Source organism: Bacillus norwichensis, assembly GCF_014836955.1.
Classification (GTDB): Bacteria; Bacillota; Bacilli; order Bacillales; family Bacillaceae_C; genus Siminovitchia; species Siminovitchia norwichensis.
In genome coordinates this window covers 29,055-44,521 of sequence record NZ_JACSPV010000026.1, presented here as the reverse complement: position 1 = coordinate 44,521, position 15,467 = coordinate 29,055, and the positions used below count along the sequence as shown (strand labels likewise).

Here is a 15,467-nt window from a genome sequence, read left to right as displayed (position 1 = left end):
CCCGGAAAAAAGCGTTCGCAGGGGCTTTGCTTATGTGACCGGCTCAATAAACACATTCATAATCCCTCCACAAATGCCCCCATCTTCATACATTAAACCTTCTGTCAAATCTACTTGATGCTGCAGAGGAATTCCTCGATCCATAACGATAAACGCTTTTTCAATTACTTCACCTTCTCCACAGCCGCCCCCAATCGTTCCGAAGATTTGACCATCTGGATAAATAATCATCTTCGCACCTGTTTCTCTTGGTGTGGATCCCTTAGTTCGAATGACCGTAGCTACAGCCGCACAGTTGCCTTTTTCTTGTATAGACATAATCTTTTCGTAAAAATCCAGAGTGTTCATTTTCTCACTCTCTCCCTAAACTTCAATTGCGAATAGCTTGGAATTTTCTCCTTCAATGAATTTCCGCTTTTTCCATTTTTCACTTTTAAAACTTCAGCCATAATGCTGACAGCAATTTCGGCTGGTGTCTGCCCTCCAATATCAAGGCCTACGGGGGAATAAATATTTGTAAAGCTATGATCTGAAAATTCGTCCTTCAACTGTTCAAAAACTCCAGAGATCCGGCGTTTACTTCCAATCATTCCGATATAGGTTGTCCGAGCTTCTTGAGAAATGGCTTCCTCTCTTCTTAAAAGCTCCTGCAAGCTGACTACATCAAATTTATGCCCTCTTGTGAGCAATATAATAAATGTACTTGGGTTTATATGGAGGGCCTTAAAGAAGCTGACATACGGTGCGCAGACAACTTCGTCTGCCGTGGGAAACCGCTCTTTGTTTGCAAATTCTGGACGATCATCTATGACGGTAACATGAAAGCCTGTCATTTTACCGATTTTCGCTACTGGCTCAGATACATGTCCCGCCCCCGCTACAATCAGACGCGGTGGTACCGGAAACACTTCCATATAGCATTCCATTTGGTAATTCCCGTATTCAAACTGGAATGCTTTTGTAACACCTTTTTTGAAAAATGGCCAAACCTTTTCAAGAATAGCAGCTTGAAATTCTTTTGTTAACCTCGTATCAGCAAAGAGGACGCCACCTGCCTGAAATAAAATCTTTAAACCAATCAAAGCCTCGTCAAAATGCTTCGTAATGGTAACAAGAGCAGTGTCCACTTGACTGTCCTTAACAGCATGCAAGAGCTTCTCATACACTTTTCTGCTCATCAATATGCCTCATCCAAAGCAGGTTCATATACCTTTGACTCCTGAATTGCGTGGAAAATCTGCTCCGGTTTGGCTGGCAGTTTCTTTATTCTGACACCTACCGCATCATAGATAGCATTCAAAATCGCTGGAATGATCGGAATCATTACAACCTCTGCAATCCCCTTTGCACCAAATGGTCCGGATGCTTCCATTGATTCAACCGGAATTGTTTCAATCACCGGGGTTTCCCTGATTGTCGGAATGATGTAATCAGTGAGATTTTTCGTTTGATGATAACCATCTTTCATGATGACATCTTCATATAAGGTGTAGCCAATCCCCATAATGGCTCCACCCTCCGTCTGCCCTTCCAATCCTTGTGGATTCAGCACCTTTCCCACATCAGGAATGGCTACTACTTTCAAGACGTCCGTTTCTCCGGTCAAAGTGTCTACTTCAACCATTACAACATGAGTCATATAACCATATAAGTGATGAGGTGCACCACCAGAATTTTTCAATTCTTTTTTTTCACGCGGCAAGTAAAAATGCCCTTCAACACGGGTAGATTGATTTTTTCCCTTCAGCACTTGATACAATTCCTTATAGGAAACAGAACGGTCTGCATTAGTGGCTGCAGCAAACTTATTCTGCGAAACAACCACTTGATCCTCCGGTTCTCTCAATATTTCTGCCGCTGTTTCAGCAAGCAGGCTGATCATATTGGTTGCGGCAGTTGCAATGGCACGGCCGCCGGTATAAGTTGATCTTGAAGCTGAAATCGTTCCGCTGTCCAAGGTTTCTTTCGTATCTCCTTGTATGACCACGATATGGTCAATATCACACTTTAAACACTCGGCTGCTACCTGAGCATACACTGTTCCGTTTCCCGTACCGATTTCTTCAATCGCCAAACCGACTTTGAATCTTCCATCTACCAGTAGTTCAATGGATGCTGCTCCATAATCCGGGGTACGAAGACCCATTCCGACGGCATGAAATGAAGTTGCAAGCGAAACTCCGCGCTTTTTCCAAGGCTCCACCGCCTGTTCCTTATAAAGATCGCGATTTGCCCAAAGATCGCATGCCTGCGCCCTTTCAAGGGTTTCACTAGTACCAACGCTTGATTTTACAACATGGCCCAGACTGGAGATATCGCCTTGGCGATAAGCGTTTTTCTTTCTGATTTCAATCGGATCAAGTTCTATTTTTTCCGCTAGCATATCAATATGTGTCTCAATTCCAACGCACACTTGATTGACGCCGAATCCGCGAAATGCGCCAGCAATACCATTATTTGTATAAACACAAAAGCCTTCCATGTCGACATTTTTTATTTTATAAGGACCTGCCGCATGTTCAATAGCCAATGCAACCACGGCTCCTCCTAATGATGCGTAAGCCCCTGTATCACCCACTGCACGAACTTTGTGAGCTATGATGGTTCCATCTTTTTTCGCCCCGGTTCTCACCGTGACTTTAAATGGATGGCGTTTAATGCCAGCAATGACGGATTCTTCTCGCGACAGATGGAGCTTCACTGGTCTTCCTTTTGTATTTAAAGCCAATAATGCTAGATAGATTTGAACGGTAATTTCGTCTTTTCCACCGAAGCCTCCACCATTTGGGCTGGAATGAATATGAATGCGCCGTGGGTTCAACGCTAGGGCTCTCGCGATCTGGAGCTTATCGCGATGGCCATATTGGCTGGGACATTGAATAGTCAGAGAACCATCTTTATCAATCTTTCCCCAGCCGCCTTCGGTTTCCAGGAAAGCATGCATTTGCCGCGGGGAATAAAAGGTATTTTCAAAAATGAAGTCAGCCTCTTCAAATCCTTTGTCGATGTCACCGTTTTTTATGACGACATGACTATGAATATTTCCGTCCGGGTGTAGCAGCGGCGCCCCCTGAACCATAGCTTTTTCAGGGTCCATCACAGGTTCTAATGGCTCATAATTCACTTCAATTAGGCCCAGCGCTTCTTCAGCAGCTTCAAGAGTTTCTGCTGCAACAAGTGCAATCGCATCTCCTGTGCATCTAACGATATCTTCACATAGCACTGGCTGATCGGGTGTGACAATTCCAAATCCATTAAACCCAGGGATGTCCTTATGCGTTAACACACAAATGACCTCAGGATGCGCCTCAGCCATTGATATATCGATTGATTTTATTTTAGCAAAAGGATATTTGGCACGCAGAACTTTTCCAAAAGCCATATCGGGATAATGATAATCGGTCATATATTTTTGCTCTCCAGTAACCTTTTCAGGACCGTCAATTCTTTTGACTGGCTTTCCGACCCATTTTAACTTTTCATCAGTAACTGACTTTTTCAACCCCTTCATTTGTCGTCCCACCTTTTCATTAGCCTGTATAATCCCCTAGCCAATAGAGCGCTCGCCATGCTTCTTCTGTATTTCGCTGTCGCTCTTCCGTCAGTGATTGGCATGACCTCCTTCCAAGCAATATCAGCCACATCCTTGATGATATCGTCAGTAAGGGAGCTGAGAGTGAGCATTCGTTCACATTTAGGTCCTCGGATGACTGTAGGCCCTACAGAACCGAAAGCAATCCTTCCTTCTAGACATTCGCGTTGCCCCTTTCCCATTTTTAATGACATGGCTACATTGACAATTGAAATCGATTGCGCTTTTCTTGGCCCCAGTTTTTCAAAAGTGCCGATTTCATTAGCCTCTTGAGGACGAATGATAATATTTGTGATCATCTCACTTGGCGTCTGTATCGTCTGGCCTGGTCCATTGAAAAATTCCTCGATTGGAACGACTCTCTTCCCCTTAATGGAGCTTAGTTCAATTCGGGCGTCGAGTACAAATAGAGGAGGAATCGTATCGCCTGCCGGCGACGCCGTCCCCAAATTACCCCCAATTGTACCCATATTCTGAATCTGGGTAGCACCGACTTCATTTGAAGCAGATGCGAGTACGTCAGCTTTATCCCATAGGAGCTGAGATTGGAGTATATCAGTATGTGTCGTCAATGGCCCAATATGGATTCCATCTCTATCCTCTTGAATATATCTAAGTGAATCCATCCCCTTTATGTTGATCCAGGTCTCAGGCCTGCTGATACCGTCTTTCATTCGCACAACAGCATCCGTTCCACCAGCTAGCAGACGAACCACCTTTTCCTGATCACTTAAAAAATAAAGGCATTCTTCTACAGTTGTCGGAGTGAGCATATCAATTTTGGAAACTTTCATTTGAAGCCTCCCTGATATTTTTATCGTAATCCTCCTGTTTATTGAAGTTTAAAAGTATAGATGGGTGATTGACCTCCAAGTAAGTAATTTGCTTTTTGTACTTGCGAATAATGCTTCTAAGTCCTAATGTTTCTTCATTTATAACCAGCAAATCATTCTTGGTAGAGGCATGTAACAGAATAGGATGGCCCCTCTTCGTTTCATATGTTGGAACCACAACTGCTGTCTCGTTTTTTTCCAGATGAGCCTTCATTGTTTTCAAAATGGCTGAAGGTACAGGCTGGTCAACTGCCGAAATAAAAATTCCATCCACTTCTTTTTGAAGACTGGAAATCCCCTTTCGGATAGATGAACTCTTTCCATATTCATAATGTTTGTTTATTACTATTTGAGTCCCACAAGCAGAAATTATTTTTTGTAGATGTTCTGCCTGGTAACCGAGAACTACAATGATTTCATCAATATCTGCCTCTTTCATTTGTTCAATCTGGTATTGGATCAGGGGCATTCCTTTCCATGGAAGCAACGCTTTTAATTTTCCCATGCGGCTGGATAGCCCTGCTGCCAACAGTAGGCCTGCGGTTTTAAAGTTCAATTAGATATCTCCTGCAATGATTGTTTTTTGGCCGCTGCCTGTACAGCTTTGATGATTTTTGAATACCCTGTGCATCGGCAAAGATTTCCACTCAATGCTTTCATAACTTCGTTAGCCGTCGGTATATGATCGATACTATCCAAAAACGACCTGGCCATGACGATGAATCCTGGCGTACAGTATCCGCATTGGGTAGCTCCCTCGTCGCAGAAAGCCTGCTGAATGGGATCCATTTTTGCTGTCTGTCCGATTCCTTCAATCGTGACAACGTTCTGGTTTTCAATTTGTCCTATCAACATAAGACAAGAGCAAACGGCAACCCCATTGACTAGAACAGTACATGAGCCGCACTCTCCCTTACCACAGCATTCCTTACTGCCAGTTAATTGCAATTCATTACGCAGAACGTCAAGGAGCGGTTGGCTGGGCGGACAGGTAACAGAGGTTTTCTGCCCATTGACCTTGAATTCGATCATTTTCAAAAGATCAACCTCCATACATTTTGTATAGGGCCATTTTACGTTGTATGAAATCAGATTTTGGGGAGTTACTGGAGGAACCGAAGTGAAGTTACTGGCAATAAAAAAAGCTACAAAAAGGAGCCTTCAAAATTAAGAAAGCGCCTTTTCGTAGCTAAGGTTTACGGTTCCCTGTAGAAACCCCCACACCAACAGTGGGGTTATACGAAAATGGCCTATTTAAAAAGTCAGCATAAACTTGATGATTTTGCCTACATTATATACAGGTCATAATTTATTGTCAATACTAAATTTTCAAAATATAAAATAAAAAGAGACCACCTTGTTTTTTAGGTGATCTCTAATGGCTCGGTTTATCTAATCTGTTTATTCTTTCTCAGTTCTAACGACGAGAACATCACACTTAGCATGGCGAGTAATATGCTCGGAAACACTCCCAAGGAACATTCTTTCCACTGCATTGATTCCTGTTGCCCCGCAGATGATTAAATCTGCATTGACTTTTTTGGCTGCGTGCTTTGTAATAACTGTTTTTGGAGAGCCCTCTTCAACAATAGTTTCCACTTTGTCAAGACCTTGTTCCTTTGCCTGCTGAGCATAGCGATCTAGTAGCTCCTGAGCTTGACTAAGGGCCTTCTTAGTAAAATTCATATCGTACATTTCAATACCGCGGTAATAACTTGTATCTACTACATGAACTAGATTCAAGGTTGCGTCGTTTCTTTTGGCTACCTCAATCGCTTTTTTGAAAGCCCAGTCCGAAGGCTTTGACCCATCAATAGCAACAATAATTTCATGATAAGAAAGATCCATATGTACATCTCCTTTTTCAATTATTATCTCTATTAAACTATTAATTTTGTAATAAAGCTAGAAATATGTGGAATTAAGCGGGTTCGTTAACAGGAGCTTTTAATAATTTGTCATAAAAATTTCTAACTTTTCCGTAATTTACTTTCTAAATCTTAATTTGCGCCGATAATAGAGAACATAATAAGGACGGATGGAATCATATTCGTACTTCCGTGTAGCAACCAGCTAGAAACAATAGATCCCTTTGATAATTTTTCATTTATCCACCCCATAAGCCAGCCAGCAATGCCTGTGATGACAGTAATTAAAATCGTCCCTGTCACATCCGTCAAAAACACAAACATCAAGCCGTGGACAAGTCCAAAGCATGTTGCTTGAATGAAGTTCCCCTTGGCAAATCCAAATGCACGAATGCAACGTTTGCCTATAAATCCACGGAAAAGAATTTCCTCAGACAAACCCGTTTGCAAATAGGAAAAGATGAGTGAAGGAATGATTGCTTTTGCCCCAAGGCCGGCAAACTGAGAGGCAGCAACGGCCTCTGTATCTATACGCATGGTTAAGACGAAAAATAAAGGGCCGCATAACAATAACAATGTTGCAACAAATGTAATCCACCATTGTTTTTTGTGATCAATAATTGGTTTCTTCAACCCGATCCAGGAGAGAAATGGCTCCCGTCGTTTATTCACGATCAACCACCACAAGAATGGAATGACGGTAAAAATGAATAACTGTATGAAAGCACTAATAAGTATAGTCATATAATTGCCTCCATATTGATTATTTTTTTAAAGATGAGACAACTCCCTGACCCAACTTACTTCTATTCACTTTCCTCAATATCTTCCACATATTCCAAAATATCTCCAGGTTGACAGTCCAATGCTTTACAAATCACATTCAATGTTGAGAAGCGAATGGCTTTCACTTTGCCAGTCTTCAAATTGGAAAGATTCACAATTGATATGTCTACCTTTTCCGCTAATTGATTCAACTGCATTTTACGATCCGCCAAGACACGGTCTAACCGAACAATAATTGGCATAACTCATCACTTCCTAGACAGTAGCGTCATATTCTTCCTGCAAAAAAGCACCGTAACTGAAGATTTTTGAAAAAATCCATAATAAGATTCCAGATAGCAATAAGGACCAATCAATGGCAAAGAGTTGATATTGAACACTCTGAATCCACTCAACTTGGGGAAGCAATATATCCAAAGACAGCATTTTTCCAACTGAATAGAGAAAATACGTCTTCAGCGGTCGAATCGTAATACTTAAAAAGATGATCATATAGGCAATTCGTTTCATCTGTTTACTATTTCTCCCGGAGAAAATCATACCGCTTCGAATATTTTGAACTAATGTACGTAGCTGCCTAAGAATAATGAAAACAATACCTATCAATATCAGCACGATGAGCAAAGCTTGAACGAGATAACGCTTTTCATCGAGAAAATAATGCGCAAAATCTCGATCCACGATTATTTTAAAGGCCTCTATATGAATGGACAAATGAACGCTTTCCTCTACGAATACATTTTGTATCGCTTCTATTGGGAAAAAGCCAATGGCAAACAGCGATACAACAATCAGCGTCATCCCTAGAAGGCAGAAAAATAACAGGATATTTAAAATAACAATTAAAAACTGAACGAACTGCTTGAAATGTTTGGCTGCGGCTGTCTCATTCATACACATTCCCCTTTCACAATATTATTGTACTAGAAATTTAATTTAAATCAATAAAAATTTAATGTTTATCATTAATTTTTTATTGATTATTCCAATGTACTCCTGCCTAGCTACCGATAAAATGCTGAAAATGTCATGAATAGAGTATTCCTGGGTAGCTGTTATTTGGACGTTTCATTCCATACAAAAAACACTTACGCGCAACGAATATCGAGCTGTTGGCGTAAGTGTTTAATTACAATATTGTATTTTCCGGTTCAGCCGTTAGAATTTCTTTAATACAGTTGTTTTCATCCATAATGGCAACTTTCGGTTGATGTGAAGCTACTTTTTCTTCCGGGATAAGAATATAGGAAATAATGATTACAATATCACCTTCCTGCACAAGACGGGCAGCAGCTCCGTTTAAACAGATGATCCCGCTCCCTCTTTCGCCTGGAATGATATATGTCTCCAAGCGGGCACCATTATTGTTGTTTACAATCTGTACTTTTTCATTTGCTGTCATACCGACTGCATCTAAAATGTCCTCATCAATCGTAATACTGCCTACATAATTTAAATTAGCTTCAGTCACTTGTGCACGATGGATTTTTCCATTCATCATTGTTCTGTACATTTTCATTCCTCCTGTTATTCAAAACGGATTCATCATTGAAAAAAGAATCCCGGCAAGAAGGCAGAAGGAGCCTGAGTCTACACGTTTGCTTTTCACCCTTCTGTCCCTGTCCGATGACGGATCCGGGCAGATAACCCTTTATCAAATGCGCCTAGATTTTATCGAGCTTTAGTGTGGCATCCGCCGGAGGCTTAACTTTATTCAGCCGAGGTTTAAACCCCTACTGAAATACGCATTCAACTCACCCACATAAAGAAGTGGATGATTCTGCTGAATGAAGTTAAAATAGCCATTCGTCGGTGCAGTTCAATAACGATACCGCCCATCAAGATTATAACAAAAACGGCATTTCACCGGTAATTAAATGTTAATTGACCTAATTCAAATTTTTCTTTCAAGGTATTTTTTCACAAAAAAACTTCTCTTACATTCGATTGATATTTTGGCAGCCGCTCTCCGATTTTTCGGTCAGAAATCTTCACCTTGCCAAGGACACAGGCACTTGTGAAATCACCTTTTTCTTAATTAAATATAATTAATGCATAAATCAGATTATTCATTGGAATATTTATTAAAACAATAGTAGTATTGATATATCATCAATACAAATAGAACGGTATATACTTCCCGAATGTGTGGGAAAGTGAAAAAGATGTTCTTCGTTAATGATACTAGTGCTGCATCGGATTATTTATGATAGATTTACTTAATTTTTTAATATTATAGTCATTCTTGAATGAGGGATGAAATGAGAGAAAATACTAGAAATCACTGGAAGGAACAAATTAAAAGAACTGCTTCTGAAATAAAAGAAGGTAATGACTTTTCATTTATCGACCGCTTTATAAAAGACAAGCGAATAATACTTCTTGGTGAAAATTCACACGGAATAGCAGACTATTTCACGATCAAAACTGACTTAATCCGTTATTTATGTCAAAATCATGGGTTTAACATTGTTATATTTGAAAGCGGACTTTTGGAAGCAACTCTCTGTAGACAGTTTTTAAGTAATGACTCCCCTGAGAAACAAATCCAAAACAGCTTATTAGATATTTACCATAACGAAGAAATGATACCGCTGTTTTCCGAGGAATGGGCCCAGACTATAATACTTGGTGGAATGGATCCCCAGCCTACTTATCCTTTAATATCTGAGCTTATGTTAGATTGGATAAAGGATCACACGGATTATGAGTTATATGAATCTATGAGAGCAGTTGAAAAACATTATTTTGAATTGCAAGATGAAATGTTGATAAAAATAACAAAACCTTTGAAAAAGAGAATGAAGGTAGCCATTCAAGAATATGAAAACTTATTAAAGTTGTTAAAAATCAAACAGAAAAACTACAAGAACCCTGAAATACAAAGGATGCTACTATTAATCCAACGAGGGATGCAAAATAGATTACAATGGTTACAGGTGAACTTAAAAGGTTATCTGTCCTCTGGGATCCAAAGAGGGTTTAATATGTTTCAAAATTTAGAGTGGCTGATGAATCACTATTATAAAAATGAGAAGATTATTGTTTGGGCTCATAATTTTCATATACGGAAAAAACGCCCCTTAATGGCCAAATTATTAGGGATTAAATCAGTTGGATATTGGTTGCAAAAAAAGTATCCTGAAGACATTTTTGTAATTGGACTTTATGCTGGTAATGGAAAATTTGCGACGCAATTACGGGTTGAATTAGAAATAGACATTAAGAAAAAAAGGCATTTAGAGTCATTACTATATGAGACATCAGAATCAGACTTATTTATTCCATTGGATGTTAGAGAGCAAAGCGCCGATAAAAAAATGTGGTTCAAAAGAAGATGGTGGTTATTGGAATCAGGATTTTCAGGTTTTTATCCAATGGCTCTTTACCCACAAGATCATTATGACGCAATAATTTTTATACGTGAAGTGACCTCTCCCAATTATTTACAGCGGTCTGAATAAAAGACAATTTTACAAACAAAGGCTTTTCCGATTATGTAATATAAATGGTTCTTGAGATGTTGTGAGAGTGATAAAGCAACTGAACCCATACAAGAATATGAAACCAATATGGAAGTAAACAGAAGAAACGGACTTTTAGACATTTTTAAAAGGACTTTTACAAGTCCGTATCGTTAATCACTTGCTTATTGGTGGCTCGATAGTACTCTCACCAATCACAGGTTCAGCTGGACTGTCATTCCACGCTGGATGCTCTTCTATATTTTGATTAGATTCAGTTGTTTTTTTCTGATTTTCAGAAAGAAGTTCATCTAAAGCATTTTCCTGAGCCGGGCTGCATGCTGCAAGTAGCAGAATAGAAAATGCAACCAGTCCCTGCTTTCGTATTGAAATCAATATTCTGACCTCCCGAAGTTCCGAATTTATTCAGAAACCCATTATAACAACGAGGAGTAGACCAGATTTCACTTTCATCTGTTTTTAATCAGCATGTATCCTTATGTTAAAAAAAGAAATATGAATTTAATGTTCATAACAGCAGAAGTAGAAATTTGTAGAGAATTTCATTCAGCTTAACTTGCTACCCTACAATAGATGGAATTTGCTTGTTCGAGATATCCTGTGAAAGGAATTGATAGGATTTGAAGTTCTTAAACATGTCCATTGCGAGCTTCATTACTTTATTATTTTTGTTATGTTTTGTTACTCCGTTTATCATTATTTATATAAGTATCTATTTTCTACCTGAGGCCGGAACGCCACCCCTTATGCCAAAAGAAGAAGCACCAATCTTCAGCCGGAGCCACTTCCCTAAATACTAAAACCCGGACAATCGCCGGGCTTGTTTTATCGCTGTGTTAAATGACGAGCCAAGAAAAGCGTCTCATTCATCATGCTGAAATCACTGGATATGGCATTATCTATCCTGAGACAAGTAATTAAAATCAGTATTTTTTAAGTTTGGAAGCTTCTCATCAATATCTGCAGTAGATAATATTTCTTGAACATAGTCTCGTATCGCGAGCATATCAGGATAATCATACTCAAATTCCTCTTCTACACGCAATATATCCATAAAATATGAACAGTTAGGCTTCATACCCAGAAGATCATCATTAAAACTTAAAACATCAATGAAGTGATTGATAAGGTCGTTTATAATGCTGACATCACTAAAGTTGAACACTTAGTCGATCCGTTCGGCATTTCCAAGAGGACATTACAACGTTGGTTCAATCAATATATTAGTGTGAGCCCTAAATGGGTTATTCGGCGTCATCGAATGCATGAGGCAATCGAGTTAATAGAACGTGGAGTGGATATGACTCAATTGGCGATGGATCTAGGCTATTTCGATCAAGCCCATTTTAGCAAAGACTTCAAAGCAGCAATCGGCAAATCTCAGAAGCAATATGCGAAAAACAGCGATTAGTTCAGAGTTACCCGAAGAGTAAAAAACAGGAGTTGGATATTGCCTTTTTTCCTCGTGTTTCAGGGTTCCACCTCACTGAGCCGGACAAGAGGGCAATTCCTTGTCCTGTTTCTCCTAATACAGCTTTCCGACTTTTTTCTTCTTTTGGCTTTCGGTTAATTCGCCAATTTTATTAATAAATATTTGACTTCCTTCACTGTATCCTGAATTTTGAAGTGTTTTTATCTCTAGGTGTAAATGTTATCTTACTCATGTTGTCCCCTTATTCCCCATATCTTGAAATTCAAGTATATAAAAAAATACCTGTAGATAAAACACTCTTTTTCAAGTGTCCTAGCTACAGGTACCATATTAAAAGGAGCTCCTTTCATCACTACTCTTTTAAATCCTCAATAGAATCAATGTTCATATATTCAGGGACGGCCAGACCGATTTTTACGCCTTCCATACTGACTCCAATGTCGTCCAGCTTGTCGCCAAATTTTTCGAGATATGTTTTATGTGTGACAGGAAGCCAGCCAGCAAGCAGAGCATCTGCGCTTCCGTCCGCTACAGCGGTGTACATTGGACCTGCTTCCACCTGTGATAATTCCACTTCATACCCCAGATCTTCTAGGACTGTTTTTACAACGTTTGTGCTGGCTATTTCGCTGTCCCAAGAGACATAGATGAATTTAAATTTGTCGCCGTCGACTTTGTCGACACCTTTTGTCCATTCATCTACTTTATCCTGATTCTCTTCGACCCACTTCTTAGCGGCATCTTCCGGTTTTGCGCCTTCTTGGATGTCAACCATGACGGCTCCCATGTCTTCTTCTTTCCAATGGAACTGCTGAAGGACTTTGTATGCTTCCGGTTTATCTTCTTTTAAACCGAGGCGGCCGATGGTATGGATTTCTTCTTCTCCACCATAGGAACCTTCCGGATCTTCGAGATATTTTAGATCATATTTAGAGAACATCCAGTGCGGGTTCCAACCAGTAATAATGATCGGCTCCTCTTTATCGTAAGCTTTTTTCAAAGCGGCGGTCATAGCAGCGCCAGAACCGGAAACTAGTTCCCAGTCTTCTAGGTCATAGTCTTCAATGGCTCTTTCTGTTGCTTCCATGATTCCGGCACCAGGGTCAATCCCCGTGATTTTGTAATTGACGCTTTCCCCGACAGAGCCGGATCCGGAGGAATCTCCTCCTGACTTTGCGTCGTCGCTTCCACATGCTGCAAGGCCAACAGCCAATAGTGCCGCAGCTCCTAATCCTGTAAATTTCTTTTTCAAACTCATGAAATCGATCCCCTTTCTTTTCCTTTTCCTGCTTGTTGTGTCACTCTATCTAAAATGATGGCAATAACCACGATTGCCAGACCCGCTTCAAAACCGACGCCTACTTTCAGTTGTGTCACAGCGCGGTACACTTCTTCCCCAAGTCCCGGTGCACCTACCATGGAGGCGATGACGACCATTGATAGGGCAAGCATGATACTTTGGTTCACACCGGCCATGATTGAAGGCATAGCGAGTGGGATTTGCACTTTTATCAATTTTTGCATCGTCGTTGAACCGAACGCTTCTGTCGCTTCAATTAAATCCTCCGGAACCTGGCGGATACCAAGTGTTGTCAGCCGGATGGTAGGAGGTGTTGAAAAAATGACGGAAGAGATCACTCCCGGCACCACTCCTATGTTAAAAAAGAAAATGGCCGGCAAAAGGTAAACAAATGCAGGCATCGTCTGCATAAAATCCAAAATCGGTGTAACGATTCTTCTGACGGTATGATTCTGGGATGCACAGATGCCGATTGGAATTCCTATGGCCACTGAAATGATGACCGATGTCAGAACCAATGCAAGCATTTGAAGCATCGGGCCCCAATAACCTAAATAATCAATGAATAATAGCCCGATAAATGAAAATAGGGCTATTTTTTTATTTGCTATCCACCATGCCAGCAATCCGAAAATCAGTGCGAACAGAATGGATGGCGCTATATTAAACAGATCCACCAAACCTGTGACAAAAGCGTCCAAAACAGTAGTTATTCCGTCGAAAACAATACCGAATGTCGTGACGAGCCAATCCACCATTTTATCCACCCACGCAGCAAGTGGAATTTGCGGGATTAAATCACTCATACTCATCTAATGCACCTCCCGCATATGATTGCTGGCCATTGATTCGGATTGTTCATTAATAAACTCATTATCACCAGACATAGCGCCGATGAGGGCTCCGCGGATAATGATCCCTTGCAGTCTATGTTTCTCATCTACTACAGCAACAGGAATTGATGCGGTTGAAACGAGATTGAAGAGATCAGAAAGGAGGGTGTCTACCTTCACAGCAGAAATGTTTTCAATGAGGACATCCTTCAGCGACTTGCCCTGTTCAAATGCTTTATTGGCATCCTGAGCGGTCACTGCTCCGAGCAAGCGATTTTGTTTATCGACTATATAGATGGAAGAAATGCCATGGTGCTTCATTAGTCTTAGTGCAACCCTTGGTCCTCTGTCCAATTGTACACTTTCCGCCTGTTTCATGATGTGGCTCGCTGTCAATACACGGGAGAGGTCCACATCCTCAACGAACCGCTCAACATATTTGTTGGATGGATTCATCAATATCTCTTCTGGTGTGCCTATCTGGACAATCTGTCCGTCTCTCATCAATGCGATCCTGTCACCAATCCGCAGCGCTTCATTCAGATCATGTGTGATGAAAATGATTGTTTTGCCCATTTCATCGTGTAATTGAATCAATTCGTTTTGCATATCTTTCCGAATCAGCGGGTCGAGTGCACTGAATGCCTCGTCCATGAGCAAAATATCCGGGTCATTGGCAAGCGCTCTTGCAAGCCCGACTCTCTGTTGCATTCCACCGCTCAGTTGATCTGGATACTGGCTTTCATAACCTTCGAGTCCGACGAGTTTCAATGACTCTCTTGCCTTTATATCCCGTGCTTCTTTGCTCACCCCTTGGACCTCCAACCCATATTCCGTGTTCTCCAGTATGGTTCGGTGGGGGAAGAGTGCGAATTTTTGAAAGACCATGCCGATCTTTTCTCTTCTTACTTTCCGCAGTTCTTCTTTATTCAGGGATACGATATCCGCGCCATCCAGGAATACATGTCCTGCCGTCGGTTCGATCAGTCGATTCAGCATCCTGACAAGAGTCGACTTTCCACTGCCGGAAAGCCCCATGATGACAAATATCTCACCATCATAGACATCGAATGTTGCATTTTTGACCCCGACAGTTGCACCCGTTGACTCCAGGATGTCTGCTTTGGTTTTTCCGGCATCCAAAAGCTGCAACGCTTTTTTTGTATGTTTGCCAAAAATTTTGGTCACATCTTTAACTTCTATTTTCTTATATGACTTTTTCTCATCCATTTTTTTCACCCCTTAGCTACATTACAAGTGTAGGGGAAACAGCATATCAACTCAAACATGGTATTCAGCACATAACGTTTATAAAGTGTGTACAGTTTAAACTGTACA

Annotated in this window: 17 protein-coding genes, 1 pseudogene and 1 riboswitch; of the genes and pseudogenes, 2 read left to right on the top strand and 16 right to left on the bottom strand. The window is 40.7% G+C overall.

The genetic code is table 11. From position 1 onward, the window contains the following. Nucleotides 1-30 precede the first annotated feature (30 nt). From H9631_RS14300 to panD, 11 genes are all read right to left on the bottom strand, one after another. The gene (locus H9631_RS14300; protein ID WP_191813914.1) at nt 31-348 is read right to left on the bottom strand and encodes an XdhC family protein; all 318 of its coding nucleotides are present in this window, start codon (nt 346-348) and stop codon (nt 31-33) included. Then, a complete protein-coding gene (locus H9631_RS14295; protein WP_191813912.1) occupies nt 345-1,178 on the bottom strand; it encodes an XdhC family protein in 834 nt (277 codons plus the stop codon). The genes H9631_RS14300 and H9631_RS14295 overlap by 4 nt, the downstream gene beginning before the upstream one ends. Next, entirely contained in the window at nt 1,178-3,511 is a 2,334-nt protein-coding gene (locus H9631_RS14290) for a xanthine dehydrogenase family protein molybdopterin-binding subunit (RefSeq protein WP_191813910.1), read from the bottom strand. Before H9631_RS14290 ends, H9631_RS14295 begins: the two co-directional genes overlap by 1 nt. Beyond that, complete coding sequence (locus H9631_RS14285) at nt 3,508-4,386, bottom strand: FAD binding domain-containing protein (protein WP_191813908.1); 879 nt, start codon at nt 4,384-4,386, stop codon at nt 3,508-3,510. The genes H9631_RS14290 and H9631_RS14285 overlap by 4 nt, the downstream gene beginning before the upstream one ends. Next, the gene (locus tag H9631_RS14280; RefSeq protein WP_191813906.1) at nt 4,367-4,981 is read right to left on the bottom strand and encodes a nucleotidyltransferase family protein; all 615 of its coding nucleotides are present in this window, start codon (nt 4,979-4,981) and stop codon (nt 4,367-4,369) included. The genes H9631_RS14285 and H9631_RS14280 overlap by 20 nt, the downstream gene beginning before the upstream one ends. Next, nucleotides 4,978-5,457 (bottom strand): (2Fe-2S)-binding protein, encoded by a 480-nt coding sequence (locus H9631_RS14275; protein ID WP_225221052.1) that lies wholly within the window; start codon nt 5,455-5,457, stop codon nt 4,978-4,980. The genes H9631_RS14280 and H9631_RS14275 overlap by 4 nt, the downstream gene beginning before the upstream one ends. A 134-nt stretch (nt 5,458-5,591) precedes the next feature. Next, nucleotides 5,592-5,688: riboswitch (purine riboswitch) on the bottom strand. A gap of 138 nt (nt 5,689-5,826) precedes the next feature. Further along, nucleotides 5,827-6,273 carry a universal stress protein gene (locus H9631_RS14270; RefSeq protein WP_191813902.1) on the bottom strand — a complete coding sequence of 149 codons (447 nt, stop codon included), beginning with the start codon at nt 6,271-6,273 and terminating at the stop codon, nt 5,827-5,829. Nucleotides 6,274-6,425: 152 nt separating this feature from the next. Beyond that, a complete protein-coding gene (locus tag H9631_RS14265; protein WP_191813900.1) occupies nt 6,426-7,037 on the bottom strand; it encodes a CPBP family intramembrane glutamic endopeptidase in 612 nt (203 codons plus the stop codon). Nucleotides 7,038-7,099: 62 nt separating this feature from the next. Continuing rightward, nucleotides 7,100-7,321, bottom strand: coding sequence for a helix-turn-helix domain-containing protein (locus H9631_RS14260; protein WP_191813898.1), 222 nt, complete (start codon nt 7,319-7,321; stop codon nt 7,100-7,102). A 13-nt stretch (nt 7,322-7,334) separates the two neighbouring features. Beyond that, nucleotides 7,335-7,973, bottom strand: coding sequence for a DUF2975 domain-containing protein (locus tag H9631_RS14255; RefSeq protein ID WP_191813896.1), 639 nt, complete (start codon nt 7,971-7,973; stop codon nt 7,335-7,337). A gap of 235 nt (nt 7,974-8,208) precedes the next feature. After that, nucleotides 8,209-8,592: an aspartate 1-decarboxylase gene (gene panD / locus H9631_RS14250; RefSeq protein WP_191813894.1), complete on the bottom strand. Its 384-nt coding sequence runs from the start codon at nt 8,590-8,592 to the stop codon at nt 8,209-8,211. 748 nt (nt 8,593-9,340) lie between these two features. Here panD and H9631_RS14245 point away from each other — a divergent pair. After that, entirely contained in the window at nt 9,341-10,543 is a 1,203-nt protein-coding gene (locus H9631_RS14245) for an erythromycin esterase family protein (RefSeq protein ID WP_191813892.1), read from the top strand. Between the two features lie 177 nt (nt 10,544-10,720). Here the strand turns inward: H9631_RS14245 and H9631_RS14240 are convergent, their stop codons facing one another. After that, the gene (locus H9631_RS14240) at nt 10,721-10,939 is read right to left on the bottom strand and encodes a hypothetical protein (RefSeq protein WP_191813891.1); all 219 of its coding nucleotides are present in this window, start codon (nt 10,937-10,939) and stop codon (nt 10,721-10,723) included. Between the two features lie 520 nt (nt 10,940-11,459). Then, nucleotides 11,460-11,675: pseudogene (locus tag H9631_RS14235) on the bottom strand (hypothetical protein); the annotation flags it as partial. A gap of 6 nt (nt 11,676-11,681) precedes the next feature. Between H9631_RS14235 and H9631_RS14230 the strand changes: the two are divergent. Next, on the top strand, nt 11,682-11,975 hold the full coding sequence (locus H9631_RS14230) for a helix-turn-helix domain-containing protein (RefSeq protein ID WP_318246813.1): 294 nt from the start codon (nt 11,682-11,684) through the stop codon (nt 11,973-11,975). A gap of 373 nt (nt 11,976-12,348) precedes the next feature. Here the strand turns inward: H9631_RS14230 and H9631_RS14225 are convergent, their stop codons facing one another. From H9631_RS14225 to H9631_RS14215, 3 genes are read right to left on the bottom strand one after another with little or no spacing between them, the layout of a single operon-like run. Further along, entirely contained in the window at nt 12,349-13,248 is a 900-nt protein-coding gene (locus H9631_RS14225; protein WP_120118795.1) for a glycine betaine ABC transporter substrate-binding protein, read from the bottom strand. Nucleotides 13,249-13,250: 2 nt separating this feature from the next. Beyond that, nucleotides 13,251-14,102 carry an ABC transporter permease gene (locus H9631_RS14220; RefSeq protein WP_191813957.1) on the bottom strand — a complete coding sequence of 284 codons (852 nt, stop codon included), beginning with the start codon at nt 14,100-14,102 and terminating at the stop codon, nt 13,251-13,253. 6 nt (nt 14,103-14,108) lie between these two features. Further along, nucleotides 14,109-15,359, bottom strand: a complete 1,251-nt coding sequence (locus tag H9631_RS14215) for a quaternary amine ABC transporter ATP-binding protein (RefSeq protein WP_191813889.1) — start codon at nt 15,357-15,359, stop codon at nt 14,109-14,111. Nucleotides 15,360-15,467: the final 108 nt, after the last annotated feature.

Bases quoted from the DNA above. Each gene is read 5' to 3' on its own strand.
- H9631_RS14300 (WP_191813914.1), bottom strand. From the start codon at position 348: ATGAACACTCTGGATTTTTACGAAAAGATTATGTCTATACAAGAAAAA.
- H9631_RS14295 (WP_191813912.1), bottom strand. From the start codon at position 1,178: ATGAGCAGAAAAGTGTATGAGAAGCTCTTGCATGCTGTTAAGGACAGT.
- H9631_RS14290 (WP_191813910.1), bottom strand. From the start codon at position 3,511: ATGAAGGGGTTGAAAAAGTCAGTTACTGATGAAAAGTTAAAATGGGTC.
- H9631_RS14285 (WP_191813908.1), bottom strand. From the start codon at position 4,386: ATGAAAGTTTCCAAAATTGATATGCTCACTCCGACAACTGTAGAAGAA.
- H9631_RS14275 (WP_225221052.1), bottom strand. From the start codon at position 5,457: ATGATCGAATTCAAGGTCAATGGGCAGAAAACCTCTGTTACCTGTCCG.
- H9631_RS14270 (WP_191813902.1), bottom strand. From the start codon at position 6,273: ATGGATCTTTCTTATCATGAAATTATTGTTGCTATTGATGGGTCAAAG.
- H9631_RS14265 (WP_191813900.1), bottom strand. From the start codon at position 7,037: ATGACTATACTTATTAGTGCTTTCATACAGTTATTCATTTTTACCGTC.
- H9631_RS14260 (WP_191813898.1), bottom strand. From the start codon at position 7,321: ATGCCAATTATTGTTCGGTTAGACCGTGTCTTGGCGGATCGTAAAATG.
- H9631_RS14255 (WP_191813896.1), bottom strand. From the start codon at position 7,973: ATGAATGAGACAGCCGCAGCCAAACATTTCAAGCAGTTCGTTCAGTTT.
- panD (WP_191813894.1), bottom strand. From the start codon at position 8,592: ATGTACAGAACAATGATGAATGGAAAAATCCATCGTGCACAAGTGACT.
- H9631_RS14245 (WP_191813892.1), top strand. From the start codon at position 9,341: ATGAGAGAAAATACTAGAAATCACTGGAAGGAACAAATTAAAAGAACT.
- H9631_RS14220 (WP_191813957.1), bottom strand. From the start codon at position 14,102: ATGAGTGATTTAATCCCGCAAATTCCACTTGCTGCGTGGGTGGATAAA.
- H9631_RS14215 (WP_191813889.1), bottom strand. From the start codon at position 15,359: ATGGATGAGAAAAAGTCATATAAGAAAATAGAAGTTAAAGATGTGACC.